Below are 13,749 nucleotides of genomic sequence, written 5' to 3'. Positions count from 1 at the left end.
AAAGTATTGTTAAACACAACGGACACATATTCAGAGATAAAACAACAACCTGAAATGTGGCAATTAACAGAAGAGATTATTAAAGATATTAAATCAGATTTTGACAAATTCATTAAAGATATAGAGGAAAACGCAACTGGGAAGTTAAAGGTACTATTTACGGGAGCAGGGTCATCAGCATATGTCGGAGATATTTTAAGAACAGCAATTGATACGAAACATATGCCTAAGTGGGATTTTGAATCTGTGCCAACGACACACTTTGTGACGAGTCCTGAAGCGTATATAGATTCAGAAACGACGTATTTAATTGTATCATTTGCTAGATCTGGTAATAGTCCTGAAACGAAAGCAACGATTGATTTAGTCGAACAATTATCAGATAACGTACATCATTTATTTATCACAAATAATAAAAGTGGTTATTTAGCAACTGAAGAAAGTTTAAAACATGTTTTTAAAGTGATTCTACCTAAACAAACAAATGATAAATCATTAGCAATGACATCAAGCTTTTCTTCAATGCTTGTCGCAGGTTATTTATTATTTAATGGATCGATTACGAATGGCTTTTATGATACTGCAGATTCGCTATTTGAATATTTGGAAGAACTAGCAGATCAAACATTACAAAAATCATTTGAAAAAGTATTCTACGTAGGAACTGGTTTGTTAGGTGAGCTTACTAAAGAAGTTAGCTTGAAATTAAACGAACTAACAGGCGGTCATGTTGAGATTGCTAGAGAAACGACATTAGGGTTTAGACATGGTCCTAAAGCAGGACTAAAGAAAGGGTCTATTTTTATATTACTTAGAAGTAATGAAACGTATAAACGTGACTATGAAAGTGACTTATTAAATGAAGTGAACAAAGTTAAAGATAAGTATCAGTTGCTTATCTTAGATGGTCAATCTTCAGATGAAAGTACACAAATACCGAATATTGAGGATTATAACGACTTTGAAATAGGTCTGATTTATTTAATGTTTGGTCAATTATTAGCAAGTAAAAAATCTGTCGAACTTGGCTTGAATCCTGATAATCCGAGTCCAGATGGCTTTATCAATCGTGTTGTTAAAGGGGTAACAATATATTCATATAGCTAAAGGGTGAGAAGAATGATTTTGACCAATACATTAAATCCATCTATCGATATCAGCTATCAAGTTGAAAGTCTTGAAATTGGGGCGGTGCATAGACCAACGCAAATGATTAAAAATGCTGGCGGTAAAGGTATAAATGTGACGAAAGTTCTAGATGATTTAGATGCAGACGTGACAGCTACAGGTTATTTAGGTGGAACGAATGGACAATGGATTCAAACACAACTCGAACAAAGAAATATTCAACTTCAATTCATAGATATAGAAGGTAATACAAGACAGTGCATCGCCATTAACGACGGTGAACATCAAACGGAAATTCTTGAAGCTGGACCTGAAGTATCTGAAGCATATCAAGCGTTGTATCTTAAACAATTGGCGGATATTGCCCATCAATACAAAGTTGTAACTATCAGCGGAAGCACACCAAAGTTAATGAATCAGTCAAAGACTGCATATATGATTAAAATTTTAAATACATTAACGAATAGTTACAACATAGTCGATATAGATGGTCAATCGTTAAAAGCAATTTTAGGACAGAGTGCTCATATTCATGCGATAAAACCTAATCAATCAGAATTTGAAGACTTAGTTCATCAAAAGGGGTTAAGTCACCAAGACATTTTCAAGATTCTAAAAACAAATCAGTTGTTTAAAGATGTGGATGTATTTGTAACGCTTGGTTCTGAAGGTGCGATTATTAAATTAAAAGAGTCGTTTTATCAAGCAACTTTACCAAATATAAATGCGGTTAATCCTGTAGGTTCAGGAGATGCTACTGTAGCAGGTATCGCTTATAGTGTGGAGCATGATTTAGATCCTGTAACGACAATTCAAACAGCATTAGCGTGTGGTACTTCAAATGCGATGCAAGCTGCAACGGGAAAAATCATTCAACAAGATGTGGATGATTTAATCAAAAAAGTGGGAGTGGAGAAATTAGGATGACAAATAAAGATATTAATAAACTCGTCGATGACAAAGGGATATTCGCTGCAATTGCTGTTGACCAAAGAGGTGCACTCAAAAGATTACTAGGTGAACAAGGAACGGATGATAATGTGGCATTATTTAAAAAGCTTGTATCTGAAACACTTTCACCAAGTGGTTCTAGTATTCTATTAGACCCTGAATATGGTAAAGATGGCATACAAGCTAAGGCTAAAGATGCTGGATTAATTTTAGCTTATGAACAAACTGGATACGATAAATCAGTAGTCGGTAGATTACCAAGATTAGTTGAAGGTTTATCTGTTAAACAATTAAAAGAGATGGGTGCTGACGGTATTAAATTACTCATCTATTATGACGTCGATGAACCGGATGATATTAATGATGTAAAGAAAGATTTAGTGCAACAAGTTGGACAAGAAACGGTCGAAGAGAATATTCCATTCCTATTAGAAATCTTAACTTATGATGATCAAATAGGTGATGAAAAAGGTCGATCGTATGCTAAAGTAAGACCACATAAAGTGATAGAGGCGATGAAAGCTTTTAGCGATGAAAAGTATAACGTCGACGTCCTTAAAGTTGAAACACCCGTTAATATGAACTATGTCGAAGGTTTTGCAGAAGACTATGTCTTTAGTAAAGATGAAGCGGCATCATATTTTAAAGAACAAGACAATGCAACTTCAATACCTTACATATATTTAAGTGGGGGCTTAACTTCACAACAATTTAAAGATACACTTGTCTTTGCACATGAAAGTGGTGCGCATTTCAATGGTGTATTGTGCGGACGTGCAACATGGCAAGGTGGAACTGTTGTACTTAAAGAACAAGGTCAAGAAGCTGCTAAAGAATGGTTGAACAGTGAAGGCATTCATAATTTAAAAACGCTCAATGACATCATACAGAAGACAGCAACTCCAATAAGATAAACAAAGAACAGGTGGTGTAAAGATGCATAAATTTGAAATTGACACTGATTTCTTATTAGACGATAAACCTATTCAAATATTGTCTGGTGCCATTCATTATTTTAGAGTTCTTAAAGATGACTGGTATCATTCGTTATACAATTTGAAAGCACTCGGTTTTAATACAGTTGAAACCTATATTCCGTGGAATTATCACGAACCTCGGGAAGAACACTTTGAATTTAGTGGCGAAAAAGATATTCAACACTTTATTCAATTAGCTGAAGAATTAGGTCTGTATGTGATTATAAGACCATCTCCATTTATATGTGCAGAATGGGAATTTGGTGGTTTACCTTCATGGTTGCTCAATTACAAAGACATGAGAATTCGTTCGTCAGACCAACGATTTATCGATAAAGTAGACCGATATTATACACAATTATTTAAAATTTTAAAGCCGTTACAAATTGATCATAATGGACCGATTATCATGATGCAGATTGAAAATGAATATGGCTCATTCGGTGAAGATAAATCATATTTAAATATGATTAAAGATTTAATGATTAAACATGGTACAACAGTGCCGCTATTTACTTCTGATGGTGGATGGGCACAAACGTTGAGAGCGGGCAGTATGGCTGAAGATAATATTTTACCAACCGCAAACTTTGGATCTAAGACGAATTTAAACTTTCAAAATTTAAAATCATTCCATGATGAATTTCAGAAAAAATGGCCATTCATGTGTATGGAATTTTGGGATGGTTGGTTTAATAGATGGGGCGATGTCATTATTAAACGAGAAAGTGATGATTTAGTTGCCGAAGTAAGAACTTGCGTTCAACAAGGACATATCAATTTATACATGTTCCATGGTGGTACGAATTATGGATTCTGGAACGGTTGCTCAGCTAGAGGTACGGTAGACTTACCTCAAATTACTTCTTATGACTATGATGCACCACTTAATGAAATGGGCAATCCGACTCAAAAGTATTATGATTTGCAGAAAATGCTTAAAGAAGAAATACCACATATCGAGCAATCAGAACCTTTAATAAAAGATTTTATGGAATTGGATCACATTCAACTACAAGATAAAGTCAGTTTGTTTAATGTTTTAGATGAAATATCGTACAAGACGACTTCTAAATATCCAGAGACGATGGAAGAAGCGGGTGATGGTCTTGGTTACATGCTTTATCGTACGAAAATACACAAAGATTCAGCAGTTGAAAAATTTAGAATTGTTGATGCACGAGATAGAGTAAAAATGTATATCGATGGTGAACATGTTTATACGGCTTATCAACAAGAAATCGGGGATGCTTTTGAAGTTGAGTTACATTCAGAAGAACCTCAAATCGATATACTCGTTGAAAATATGGGGCGAGTAAATTATGGTTACAAATTGCTTGCGAGTACACAAAGAAAAGGTTTAGGACAAGGTTTAATGCAAGATTTGCACTTTGTTCAAGACTATGAACAATTCCATATTCAATTAGAGCAACTAAACAAGGAGCATTTTGAAAAGGAATGGATTGAAGGGACACCTGCATTTTACAGGTATGTGTTTACGTTAAATGAAGCAAACAATACGCATATTGATGTAAGCGCTTTCTCGAAAGGTGTAGTATTAGTGAATGGCGTGAACATAGGTAGATATTGGAATGTTGGACCAACAGCATCCTTATATATATCAAAAGCACTGCTTCATGAAGGGGAAAACGAAATTATTATTTTTGATACTGAGGGGACATATAACCAAGAAATTAATTTGGTGAAAGAACCTAAATTTATTCAAAAAAAGGGAGAGATTTAAATGACAATTATAGCGAATAGAATTGATGGTAGGCTGATTCACGGGCAAGTAGCAAATTTGTGGACGACTAAACTAGATATTACAAGACTTATGGTTATTGATGATGTTGTCGCAGAAAGTACAGTAGATAAAAGCGGGCTTAAATTAGCAACGCCAGCTGGTGTTAAATTAAGTGTATTACCTGTTAAAAAGGCAGCGGAAAACATACTAAACGGTAAATATGACTCTCAAAGATTAATGGTGATTGCCAAAGGACCTGAACAATTTTTAGAACTTGTAAACTATGGTGTAAAAATTGATGAGTTAAATGTTGGTAATATGTCTCAAACAAATGAAACAAGATCAATTAAACGTTCGATTAATGTTACGGATAAAGATATAGAAACATTTAAAGAACTTAACGACAAAGGTATTCGAATTATTTCGCAAATGGTTCCAAATGATAATAGTGAAGATTTCATGTCATTGATTAAATAATATTCAAACAAAAAGGGGTTTTTAATTATGGAAATATTATGGTGGCAAGTTCTGCTTTTAACATTATATGCGGGTTATCAAATATGGGATGAGCTTCATCTTTATTCTTCAATAAGCCAACCCGTATTCGCAGGTTTAATTGCAGGGTTAATAATGGGAGATGTAACAACTGGTTTAATTATCGGTGGTAGTATGCAGTTAACAATTTTAGGAGTTGGTACATTCGGAGGTGCATCTAGAATTGATGCGAACTCAGGTACAATTTTAGCGGTAGCTTTCTCAGTTGCATTAGGTATGCAACCGACGCAAGCAATTGCTACATTAGCCGTACCTGTTGCGAGTTTGATGATTCAAACAGATATTCTAGCTCGATTTACAAATACATTCTTTGCACATCGTATAGACGCTAAAATCGAACAAATGGATTATAAAGGAATTGAACGTTATTATATTGCAGGTATTATTCCATGGGCATTATCAAGAATGATTCCAGTATTCTTAGCATTAGCATTTGGGGGTTCTGTCGTTAAAACAGTTGTGAATTACTTGAACGCTGACTTAAAGTGGCTTGGAGACGGATTAACAACTGCAGGTGCTGTACTACCAGCAGTCGGTTTTGCAATCTTATTAAGATACTTACCTATTAAGAAACATTATATGTATTTCATTTTAGGATTTGTATTAACAGCGTTATTAGCTACAGTATTTGATGGTATGAGCGGTTTAGGTACAGCTGTATCAGGACTTGATAAGAAATTTGATGCGGTATTCAATCCTCTACCTATGTTAGCCATTGCGTTAATCGGATTTTCATTTGCTGCAATGGAATACAAACGTACTTCTTTAGCAAAACCAGTACAACCTGGAGAAATGAATACTTCTAATTCTCAAAATGATGATGAAGGGGAGATTGAAGATGACGAACTATAATCAAAATGTTGATCCTAAAGAACAAAATGTCACAACAGAAGGTCAGTATAAATTAACGAAAAAAGATTTTAGACAAATTAATAGAAGAAGTTTATTAGGGTTCCAAGCCGGATGGAACTATGAACGTATGCAAGGATCTGGCTATTTATTTATTATGCTTCCACAATTACGCAAAATTTATGGTGACGATACACCAGAATTAAAAGAAATGATGCATACACATGCTCAATTCTTCAATACGAGTAACTTTTTCAACACAATTGTAACGGGTATTGATATCGCGATGGAAGAACAAGAACAAATTAAATCTAAAGAATCTGTAAGTGGTATGAAAGTAGGTTTAATGGGACCATTCGCCGCAGTAGGTGACTCTATATTCGGTTCATTAATTCCAACAATTTTTGGGGCGTTAGCTGCCAATATGGCGATTAACGGAAATCCGTTTGGTGCTTTTATATGGTTAGCAGCACAAATTGCCGTTATGGTCTTCAGATGGAAACAATTAGAATTTGCATATAAAGAGGGTATATCTTTAGTAACAACGATGCAACATAAGCTTGAATCATTAACAAATGCCGCTACATTGCTTGGGGTATTTATGGTCGGAGCACTCGTCGCCACGATGGTTAAAGTTCAATTTGCTTGGGAACCAAAAATTGGTGATTTAACGGTTAATATTCAAAATAATGTCGATATGATCTTACCAAAATTATTACCATTAGCAATTGTACTAGGTATTTATTGGTTATTAGGTAAAAAACATATGAATTCAACACGTGCAATCTTTATCGTTATCATTGTAACGGTTATATTATCTGCATTAGGTGTATTAGCAAAAATTTAATTAATAGGAGTTTTCACAATGGGAAAATTAATTTTAGCAAGTCATGGTTCAATGTGTGAAGGTTTAAAAGAAAGTGTCGAAATGATATTAGGACCACAAGATAATATTGAAACTGTTGCACTTTTACCAGATGAAGGACAAGAAGACTTTGAAAAGAAATTTCTAGCAGCAATCAATGATGAAGAAGTAACTGTATATACAGATTTACTAGGCGGTACACCAGCCAATGTCATTTCTAAAACTTTAATGAATGGAAAGCAGTTTGATTTATATGCCGGAATGAATTTGCCTATGGTTATTGCATATCTAAATGGAGAAATGTTGAATCAAGAAGCGGACATCATTAATGAAACACAAAAAAGTATTGTAAAAGTAAATGATTTACTACAAGACTTAGACGAAGATGATGAATAACGAATAAAATTAGTCAATAAATGCTGTTACCCTTTATAATAAAGTAAAGATAAAAATAAGGGATGCATAATGAAGAATGAAAAAATATACGACATGCCAGTATCAAATGTTTATCCACATTACGTCACAAAAGCTGAGAAAAAAGGTAAAACAAAAGCAGACGTAGATGAAATCATCATTTGGTTAACAGGTTATAGTCAAGAATCATTAGAACAGCAATTAGAGAACAAAACTGATTTTAGAACATTTTTTGAAGAAGCACCAAATATGAATCCAAATCGAAAACTAATCAAAGGCGTCATATGTGGCATAAGAGTTGAAGAAATCGAAGAACCACTTATGCAAGAAATTAGATACTTAGACAAATTAATAGATGAGTTAGCGAGAGGTAAGAAAAAAGAAAACATATTTAGGTGAATATAAAGTAAAAGCATGGGATAATCTCCCATGCTTTTTTAATGATATGCTACCCAAAGTGTCCACTGATCTTTTTCTATTATCGGAGAATCGTCTCCTACATATTTAGGGAATTGTGCTACAAATGAATTTAATTCTTGGTCTGATAATTCAAATAGAATACTACGACCTTTTCTTGATAAATAATCATGCTGTAAGGATTCTATCGTTGCATATGTTTGTCTAATTTCATTAATTTTTAAAGTTTCAACACTATTAAATCCAACATCATACAATGCGTTTGTAACATCTACTTCTGAATGTCTTCTCTTTGAATCAAAATCCCGAAGTCTTGGAAAATGCTCATATAAATATCCGCGTAGATTGTTTGAAGAAGCGGGAATCGCTAAATCTTCAATAGTTCGATCTTGAATGACAAATATGCTGTTATCTTTTAGAATACGCTTTGTTTCTAAAAAAGCTTTTTGTAAATCTTGAATATGATGAATGAGCGCTCTTGAAAGGATAAAATTCTGTGACTGGTTGGCTAAATGATTATTGAATATATCTCCAACTTCAAATTCTATATGGTTATTGTAAGCTTGTTCATTAGCTGATGCGATCATTACTTCAGATTGGTCTATACCTAAGACATGCTTGAATCCAAATTCACTTAATTGATTTGTATAAATGCCGCCACCACAACCGATGTCTAGTGCATTATCCTTATCAATATTAGATTGTTTGATGATGCTTCTTATCAAAGTTACCCAATTATAATCAACCTTTCGTCCACTATACATATACTTATTATGCTCATCATGAAATATATTATTCAAAATATCATCCCCTTTCCTTACACCATACACCTAAATGGATAGTTGTAATAATACACATAACTTATGAATAGCTATAACAAGGTGTTAATTTCAATATGATAAAATAAAATTACTATGATTACGGAGTGGTGAGAATGGAGACTTGGGATTTATACGATGAAAATAGGCAGTTATTAAATGAAACGATGACAAGAGGAAATGAAGTACCTGCTAATCGATATCATCTTGTGATTCATGTCTGTATTATTAATAAGCAGGGACAATTACTAATACAAAAAAGAAGAGATGACAAACAAGGATGGCCAGGTAAGTGGGACTTCTCAGCAGGAGGTAGTGCTGTTCAAGGTGATACAAATAGAGTTGCAGCAGAACGAGAAACATATGAAGAACTAGGTATTCAATTAGACTTGTCTAATCAAAGACCACATTTCACAATTAATTACTATGATGCATTTGATGATTTCTTTGTTATTCACGAGGAAGTAAATATAGAAAAACTAAGCTTTCCAACAGAAGAAGTACAAGAAGTAAAATGGGTTACAAAAGATGAATTATTAGGCATGATTAAAGAAGGTTTATTTATTCCGTATAGGAATAGTCTTATTGAATTTATATTTGAAATGAATATCGGTTTAGGAACAATACGAGAGTAAAGAAACAGTAAATCTGTTTCTTTTTTTTGCGTAAATTTTATTATTTAAATAAAGTTTTCGAAATAGTGTGATTATTACTTTTCCATTTATTAATCTAGTATGCACTCGTACAAAATATGTCTCACTAATAATTTGTATAATACAACAATTCTTTATAGCTATATAAAACGGTGTATATTACGAAACAAATAAATACTATTAAATGGATAAATATATTCTAACATTGCCTTAAATGTAATTTTATAACATTACTAAAATCTTATATAAATATAAATCGATTGTATATTATTAGATTTTAATAAAAGAAAAATAGTGCAAAATTAAAATTATGTAGTATTATAAAAGTGTATTTAATTAATTTGGGAGGAGTAAGACATGAGAGAAAAGAGAAGATACTCAATACGCAAATTTACAGTTGGAGCAGGATCAGTTTTAATAGGTTTAACGCTGTATTCGGGAATAAATACAGTAGAAGCAAGTGAAAATAATTTTGAAACATCAATTAAGGTTACAAATAATTCATCAGAAGATGATGGAACTTCAGAGAAAAATGAAGTCATAAAAGATAATGACTTAAATACTGAACAAGTACAAACACCAATAAAATCAACTGGTCAAGATACAAAAGTTAATGAAACAACTGATAATACGGGAAATAACTCAAATGAATCTTTAGGTGAAGAATCAACTCTAGAACAAGAGCATAAAGAAGATACTAATGTTTTAGAAGGTGCTTCTATTGTTGAAAATAATGAAAAAATAACAAATGAACAAGAGGAAGCTACATATGATGACCAATCGTCTCAAGAGCATGAGCATCCAGTTAAAGATAGTGACTTAATAGAACAAAATACAGAAAAAGCAACAGAAGTACAAACAGAACAACAGAGTGAACAAGAAGTTTCTTCAACAGATGAACCAAATGTAGTAGACATTAATCAATCTTCAGATACTAGTGAGAAAGTTGAAGATGCTACAAATACAGATGGAAACAGTTCATCAGAAGTTGCTAAAGAATCTGAAGATACACAAGGTAGTGTAGAAGACAGTCTAGAAAAAACAGAACTTGATAATACAGAAGGATCAAATAATGAAGTAGATACAACAAATAACGCTTCAGAAACAAATATTAAAGTGGATGAAAAAATTAGTGAAGATGTACCATATTCGGAAGATATAACGGATAACGTACAACCAGAATCTTTAAATTCGAAAGAAGAGAACATTAGCATCAATGCTTTAATTGACGTAGAAGTTCTTAGTAATAAGAAGCTTGACGCTACACATAGCGATGGTAAATTGCAATTAAAAATGGAAGGTAGATCGTTAGTAAATCTGGGAATTGGAAGTACTTACCCTACTTTCCAGTTGCCTTCTCAGTTTAAAGATTTAATGTCAAATCCTAATTTTAGAGACGCAGTACGAATTGATTATGAAGCACGTGATGTTTTGAATTTAAAGTTGTTGGATAATAAATCAATTACGGGGAATGATTTAAATATTGATCCTAATACTGGTGTGATATACGGCAAGATATCAAGTTTAGTTTCTCTTGGTATTGTTACTAATACGGCGTATATTTTAACGTTAGATTTAAATGAATTAACAGATGACGGTATTTTACCAGGTTCTGACCAACCAGGTAGTCACGAGTATAACTTTAAATCTGATGTTGGAACAGGAATAATAAATCTTGATTTATTAACAAAAAATGGTAATGAAGATTTTATAATTATTGAAGTTGACCCAGAAGCAGAAGACGAGAATGACGATGACAGCACTGGTGATGAACCAGACCCAGAAGAAGAACCAAATGATGACTCAGAAGAAACGGATCCTGAGGATGACAATTCAGATGTTGGTGACGAAGACGAAGATTCAGATGACAACACAGGAGAAGAACCAGGCGAGGATAACGATGAAGATCCCGACACTGGATCCGAAGACGAAGGTAATACAGAAGACCCTGATTCAGATGTAAGCGAGGATGAAGACTCAGAAGAAGATCCGAATACTGAAGAAAATACTGACGGAGACGACAACTCAGAAGATACAGAAGAAGATTCGGATGTAGACGAAGAAGAAACGGATTCTGAGGACAATTCAGATGCGGGATCCGAAGAAGACACTAATGATGACGGCACAGAAGAAGAATCAGGTGAGGATAACGATGAAGATTCCGACACTGGATCCGAAGACGAAGATAATACAGAAGATTCTGGTTCAGATGTAGGTGAGGAAGAAGACTCAGAAGAAGATCCAAATACTGAAGATGATTCTGACGGAGGCGACAACACAGAAGAACCAGGTGAAGATCCAGACGACAATTCCGACACTGAATCCGAAGACGAAGACAATACAGAAAACTCTGATTCAGATGTAGGTGAGGAAGAAGACTCAGAAGAAGATCCGAATACTGAAGAAGATTCTGACGCAGAAAACGGTACTGAAGAACCAGATGAAGATTCGAATGAGAACGATGATACTGATTCAGATGTAGACGAGGATGAAGACTCAGAAGAGGAACCAAATAGTGAAGAAGGCAATGATGACAACAACACAGAAGAACCAGTTGAAGATCCAGAAGACAATTCCGACACTGAATCCGAAGACGAAGAAAATACAGAAGACCCTGATTCAGATGAAGACTCAGAAGAAGATCCGAATACTGAAGAAAATCCTGACGGAGACGACAACTCAGAAGATACAGAAGATGATTCGAATGAAAGCGAAGATACTGATTCGGATGTAGACGAAGGAGAAACGGATCCTGAGGATGACAATTCGGATGTTGGTGACGAAGACGAAGATAATACAGAAGATGCTGATTCAGATGTAGGTGAGGAAGAGGACTCAGAAGAAGAACCAAATACAGAAGACAATGGTGACAGCAACACAGAAGAACCAGGTGAAGATACGGAAGACAATTCTGATGCTGGATCCGAAGAAGACACTAATGATGACAGCACAGAAGAAGAACCAAATACTGAAGATGATTCTGACGGAGGCGACAACCCAGAAGAACCAGACGAAGACAATGATGAAGACAACCCAGAAGACAACCCAGAAGACCCTAATGAAGATTCAGACACTGGATCCGAAGATGAAGATAATACAGAAGACTCTGATTCAGATGTTGGTGAGGAAGAAGACTCAGAAGAAAATCCAAATACTGACGAAGATACTGATGGAGACGACAACTCAGAAGATACAGAAGAAGATTCGGATGTAGACGAAGAAGAAACGGATTCTGAGGACAATTCTGATGCTGGATCCGAAGAAGACACTAATGATGACAGCACAGAAGAAGAACCAGGTGAGGATAACGATGAAGATTCCGACACTGGATCCGAAGACGAAGGTAATACAGAAGACCCTGATTCAGATGTAGGCGAGGATGAAGACTCAGAAGAAGGTCCAAATACTGAAGAAGGTTCTGACGGAGACGACAACTCAGAAGATACAGAAGAAGATTCGGATGTTGGTGACGAAGACGAAGGTAATACAGAAGACCCTGATTCAGATGTAGGCGAGGATGAAGACTCAGAAGAAGAACCAAATAGTGAAGAAGACAATGGTGACAACAACACAGAAGAACCAGGTGAAGATGCAGAAGACAATTCCGATGCTGGATCTGAACACGAAGATAATACAGAAGACTCTGATTCAGATGAAGACTCAGAAGAAGGTCCAAATACTGAAGAAGGTTCTGACGGGGACGACAACCCAGAAGGTTCAGAAAATGATTCGGATGTAGACGAAGGAGAAACAGATCCTGCTGTAGAAAATAATGATACAGTCGAAGAATCAGAAGAAGAAACAGAAGATGGTTCTAATACTGATTCTGATGCAAACGGAGATAATTATTCGGATGTAGAGGAAGATCTAGAAGGAAATAATGCTACTGATGAAAGCACAAATTCAGAAACGGTTGATAGTGATTCTGTAATAGATGCTGATAACAAAACAGCAGAAGTGAATGACTTAAATAAGGACTTTGGTTTAGGTAACGATAGCAATGAATATAATCAAGACCTGATAAATATTAGTTCAAGTAATCATGACACTACTACAAATTTTGTAGCGAACGCTGATACAGAAACAGAAATATCGGATGATGAAAATAACGATGGTAAGTTACCTGATACTGGAGAAAATAACAATAATAATGGTACTTTATTCGCAACATTATTCGCAGGATTAGGATCTATTATGCTATTTAATAGAAGAAAAAATCGTAAAAAAGAATAATAAGTGCTTAAATTTGATTGTGGCCGGGGTAACATAGTTTATCCTAGCCACAATTTTTATTAAAAACTGGCCAATCTCAAAGTGAAGATAATATTGCAAAAGTCATTTATTAATATCACCATACTTTCTGTAATCATTATATTGC

Annotated in this window: 12 protein-coding genes; 11 read left to right on the top strand and 1 reads right to left on the bottom strand. The window is 34.5% G+C overall.

All coding sequences use genetic code 11. From position 1 onward, the window contains the following. The first annotated feature begins 6 nt into the window (after positions 1–6). The 9 genes from LQ617_RS07840 to LQ617_RS07800 all read left to right on the top strand — a co-directional run bounded on the left by LQ617_RS07840 (position 7) and on the right by LQ617_RS07800 (position 7,882). Positions 7–1,107, top strand: coding sequence for an SIS domain-containing protein (locus tag LQ617_RS07840; protein WP_239740133.1), 1,101 nt, complete (start codon positions 7–9; stop codon positions 1,105–1,107). A gap of 12 nt (positions 1,108–1,119) precedes the next feature. Next, entirely contained in the window at positions 1,120–2,055 is a 936-nt protein-coding gene (locus LQ617_RS07835) for a 1-phosphofructokinase family hexose kinase (protein WP_239740132.1), read from the top strand. Then, positions 2,052–2,993, top strand: a complete 942-nt coding sequence (locus tag LQ617_RS07830) for a tagatose 1,6-diphosphate aldolase (RefSeq protein WP_204252702.1) — start codon at positions 2,052–2,054, stop codon at positions 2,991–2,993. Before LQ617_RS07835 ends, LQ617_RS07830 begins: the two co-directional genes overlap by 4 nt. Before the next feature lie 22 nt (positions 2,994–3,015). After that, positions 3,016–4,800 carry a glycoside hydrolase family 35 protein gene (locus LQ617_RS07825; protein ID WP_239740131.1) on the top strand — a complete coding sequence of 595 codons (1,785 nt, stop codon included), beginning with the start codon at positions 3,016–3,018 and terminating at the stop codon, positions 4,798–4,800. Then, positions 4,801–5,277 (top strand): PTS sugar transporter subunit IIB, encoded by a 477-nt coding sequence (locus tag LQ617_RS07820; RefSeq protein ID WP_206166672.1) that lies wholly within the window; start codon positions 4,801–4,803, stop codon positions 5,275–5,277. 27 nt (positions 5,278–5,304) lie between these two features. Continuing rightward, positions 5,305–6,207, top strand: coding sequence for a PTS mannose/fructose/sorbose/N-acetylgalactosamine transporter subunit IIC (locus LQ617_RS07815; RefSeq protein ID WP_025906947.1), 903 nt, complete (start codon positions 5,305–5,307; stop codon positions 6,205–6,207). Next, positions 6,194–7,051, top strand: coding sequence for a PTS system mannose/fructose/sorbose family transporter subunit IID (locus tag LQ617_RS07810; protein WP_037590374.1), 858 nt, complete (start codon positions 6,194–6,196; stop codon positions 7,049–7,051). Before LQ617_RS07815 ends, LQ617_RS07810 begins: the two co-directional genes overlap by 14 nt. An 18-nt stretch (positions 7,052–7,069) precedes the next feature. Next, on the top strand, positions 7,070–7,465 hold the full coding sequence (locus tag LQ617_RS07805) for a PTS sugar transporter subunit IIA (protein ID WP_239740130.1): 396 nt from the start codon (positions 7,070–7,072) through the stop codon (positions 7,463–7,465). Positions 7,466–7,534: 69 nt separating this feature from the next. After that, on the top strand, positions 7,535–7,882 hold the full coding sequence (locus LQ617_RS07800; RefSeq protein ID WP_204173731.1) for a DUF2200 domain-containing protein: 348 nt from the start codon (positions 7,535–7,537) through the stop codon (positions 7,880–7,882). Positions 7,883–7,920: 38 nt separating this feature from the next. On the opposite strand, the gene LQ617_RS07795 is transcribed toward LQ617_RS07800, so the two are convergent. Further along, a complete protein-coding gene (locus LQ617_RS07795) occupies positions 7,921–8,700 on the bottom strand; it encodes a class I SAM-dependent methyltransferase (RefSeq protein ID WP_239740129.1) in 780 nt (259 codons plus the stop codon). Positions 8,701–8,834: 134 nt separating this feature from the next. Here LQ617_RS07795 and LQ617_RS07790 point away from each other — a divergent pair, with 134 nt between their 5' ends. Continuing rightward, the gene (locus tag LQ617_RS07790) at positions 8,835–9,353 is read left to right on the top strand and encodes an NUDIX hydrolase (RefSeq protein ID WP_239740128.1); all 519 of its coding nucleotides are present in this window, start codon (positions 8,835–8,837) and stop codon (positions 9,351–9,353) included. Between the two features lie 375 nt (positions 9,354–9,728). Then, a complete protein-coding gene (locus LQ617_RS07785) occupies positions 9,729–13,604 on the top strand; it encodes a YSIRK-type signal peptide-containing protein (RefSeq protein WP_239740127.1) in 3,876 nt (1,291 codons plus the stop codon). Positions 13,605–13,749 lie beyond the last annotated feature (145 nt).

Source organism: Mammaliicoccus sp. P-M59, from assembly GCF_022386135.1.
GTDB classification, from domain to species: domain Bacteria; phylum Bacillota; class Bacilli; order Staphylococcales; family Staphylococcaceae; genus Mammaliicoccus; species Mammaliicoccus sciuri_A.
The sequence above is the reverse complement of the archived record's forward strand: the minus strand, read 5'-3'. Positions and strand labels throughout refer to the sequence as shown.